The sequence below is a fragment of the uncultured Maritalea sp. genome (assembly GCF_937139385.1).
Classification (GTDB): Bacteria; Pseudomonadota; Alphaproteobacteria; order Rhizobiales; family Devosiaceae; genus Maritalea; species Maritalea porphyrae_A.
Genome location: NZ_CAKZPW010000401.1, coordinates 1 through 3043, shown reverse-complemented (window position 1 = coordinate 3043; position 3043 = coordinate 1). Strand labels below are relative to the sequence as shown.

Here is a 3043-nt window from a genome sequence, read left to right as displayed (position 1 = left end):
TGCTGTGTCCGGCGTCAGCATTTGATAGACATATTGTTTTCAAACAGAAGGCGCGCTTCAGGGTTGCGCGTACCGGAGAAGCTCGACGCCTGATCAAACCAACTCCGACCATATTCAACGTCATTGACTACCGCAGGCTAGCTTCAATGTTGCCGCCGTCAACTGTCATTACATGGGCCGTGGTGCGGTCAGCCATTGCCAGGGCTACGAAGGCGCTGGCCACATGCCGAGCTTCAACTTCGCGCTTGAGCAAATTACCCGACATGTAGTTTTGGGCGCTAATATTGCGAGAAGCGGAGCGACTTTCGATGAACTCTTTTGTCAACAAACCAGAACGGATTCGATCGGCATTTACGCCGTTTACGCGGATGCCGTGTTCACCCAGTTCCAAAGCAAGTTGCTTTAGTAAAAAGAACGTGGCCGCTTTGGGTAAACCATACGCCCCAAAATCCTTGCCGGGATTAACGGCTTGCTTGGAAACATTGAACAAGATTTGTCCGCCGGTATTTTGGGCGATCATCACCTTCGCCGCTGCTTGCGCAATCTTTTGGTGAGAGAAAAAATTCAACTCAAAACTGTTTCGCAGCGTGTCGTGATCCATCTCCAACATGGATTTCGACCATGCCGCACCTGCATTGCTCACCAAAACATCAACGCCACCAAATTGGTTTACTGCTGCCTCAACGGAGAGTTGGGCGCCGTTTTCGCTGCACAGATCAATAACCGCGCCGCCGTGATCTGGGCCCAGTGCTTCAATTGCTTTTTCTAAAGCTTGTGGATCCCGGTCAATCAAGAAGACATTGGCGCCTTGCTCTTTAAAAGCTACGGCGGTCGCCAAACCGATCGCACCTGCGGCCCCCGTCACCAATACTGCCTTGCCTTGCAAGGGCTTGGGCTTTGCCTTGCCCAGCTTGGCTTGTTCAAGAGACCAATATTCCATGTCGAACAAATCATCTTCCTCAATCGGATGAAAACCACCATTGGCCTCAGCCCATTCCATTACCTGAACCGTTTGTGCGCCCAAATCAGCCGCAACACGCGCGGCACTGGCATTCGACCCAACACCAATCAGCCCCAACCCGGGCACCCAAAATAGATTTGGGGTCGGCACAAGCATGGTTTTTCGATCGCTAATCCGAGCATCTTGGCGGGCGAAATATGCTTTATACGCCGCAACAAATTCATCTATTGCGCAGTCAATTGCCTGTTGGGCGTCGCTTTGAATGATTGTTGGGAACCCTTTGGTGCGGATCACATGGTCTGGGGTTGCGACCCCACGTGTGGCCAAAGAACTCAAATCTTGACGCGCTAGGAAACCAAGAATTTGGTTGTTGCTCCGCAAATCCAAAAATGGTGCCGGTTGATCCGGATTTTGGGTATGACTAGCCATTGTGCGCGCTAAGGACGCCCGAATTTTTGGCAGCACGCTGGTGGGGTTGAGGCTTTGGCTTGGAGCGGATATCGCTTTGGCGGCACGAGCCTTAAACCAATTTTCAACGGCGCTCACGTGTTCAACCATCAATTCATACGATGTTTTGGCATCCGCCCCAAATGTAAAATGACCATGATTTATCAAATGAAGACCATCAACATTTGGGTTTTTGTCAAAAATATCGGCCGCCACTTTGGCCAGTTCAAAACCGGGCATAATGTAGGGTACAATTGCGACATGATCGCCAAAAATCTCTTTGATGACTTCCTCAACATTCGGCATATTTGCTAGGGCCAACATCGATGTAGCATGCGTATGATCAACGAATGTGTGTGGAATATAGGCATGCAACAAAGTCTCCACCGATGGGTTGGGAGATGTGCTGTCTAGCAAGTTGGAACGCTGTAGATTGACCATGTCTTCGTCTGACAAGGCATTCAGCTGACGCAACTTCTTTAGCGGCGTGATGTGCACCCCAGGCAACCCCTCCGCTTGAATTGTTTCGAGGTCCCAACCACTACCCTTGACGTGCAAAACATCGATTTGATTGCCAAAAATATCTTGGCGCTTCACCTTAACTGACGTGTTACCGCCGCCATGCATAACCATGTCTGGGTCTTGACCAATGATGTGGGATGTATAAATCCTCAATGCCAGTTGACGATCGGCTTCCTCTGGACCAGCATTGTCTAAATATGTTTGAGCGTCATTGTCGTTCCAGAGATTTTTTACCAAGGGGCTATCCGTTCAAGTTGGGGATGATTTTTTGTAATTTGACAAATGTTAGTCGCTCCTGTCAAATAGAAAAAAAGGGAAGTTATGGCATACGGTAAAAGGCGCGCATCTGGGCAGGTTAGCGGCGATGAAATCGTAGTCGAGGCGGCATGGCTCTATTATCATGATGGCTTGAACCAAAATGAGATTGCCGATCGATTGGATGTTTCGCGCGCCACTGTGGTCAATTATTTGCAAGAGGCGCGAGAAAAAAACTATATCCGCGTCACAATGGCGCCAGATGTTTTTATGGGCCACAGTTTGGCGAACCAATTGAGGGATAAGTTTGGCCTGAAAGCTGCATTTATTGTGCCAAATGGTCTTGGGGATGTTCAATCTAGACTTACACGTGCTGCACGTGGTGCCGCGGAGTGGCTACCAGATTTGGTGGTTTCAGGAGACAAATTAGGCGTTGCCTGGGGGCAAACCATTTTCGAGATGGCGGAGATTTTGGTTTCGTCAGCAAATGTGACCATTCCCAACGTCGAGGTGGCCCAATTGGTTGGGTCTATGGCCACCCCATATGGGTTTACCGCAGAGATTTGCTCTGCGCACTTGGCCCAAGGGCTGGGGGCTGCATGTGTGAACTTGCACGCTCCGGCAATTGTAACCAACCCAGAGCTTGCCCGCCAATTGCGTGAAGAGCCGATCATCAAGAAGCAGCTAAGCGCGTTGGAGCATTGCAACAAAGCTGTATTTGCAGCGGGTTCGGTTAAAGCCAATTCCCATGTGGTGATGAGTGGTATTGCCACAGAAAAAGACCTCAAGACCTATGTTAATCAAGGCGCGTGCGGTGTACTTTGTGGTCGGTTCATCAATGAAGATGGCAAACCGGTA

Annotated in this window: 2 protein-coding genes; one reads left to right on the top strand and one right to left on the bottom strand. The window is 49.9% G+C overall.

The features are described 5' to 3' along the window. Positions 1 to 127: 127 nt before the first annotated feature. Positions 128 to 2167, bottom strand: a complete 2040-nt coding sequence (locus tag Q0231_RS15865; protein WP_299349098.1) for a bifunctional aldolase/short-chain dehydrogenase — start codon at positions 2165 to 2167, stop codon at positions 128 to 130. A gap of 84 nt (positions 2168 to 2251) precedes the next feature. Here Q0231_RS15865 and Q0231_RS15860 point away from each other — a divergent pair. Continuing rightward, positions 2252 to 3043: sugar-binding transcriptional regulator (locus Q0231_RS15860; RefSeq protein ID WP_299349095.1), on the top strand; the 792-nt coding region annotated here is incomplete at its 3' end.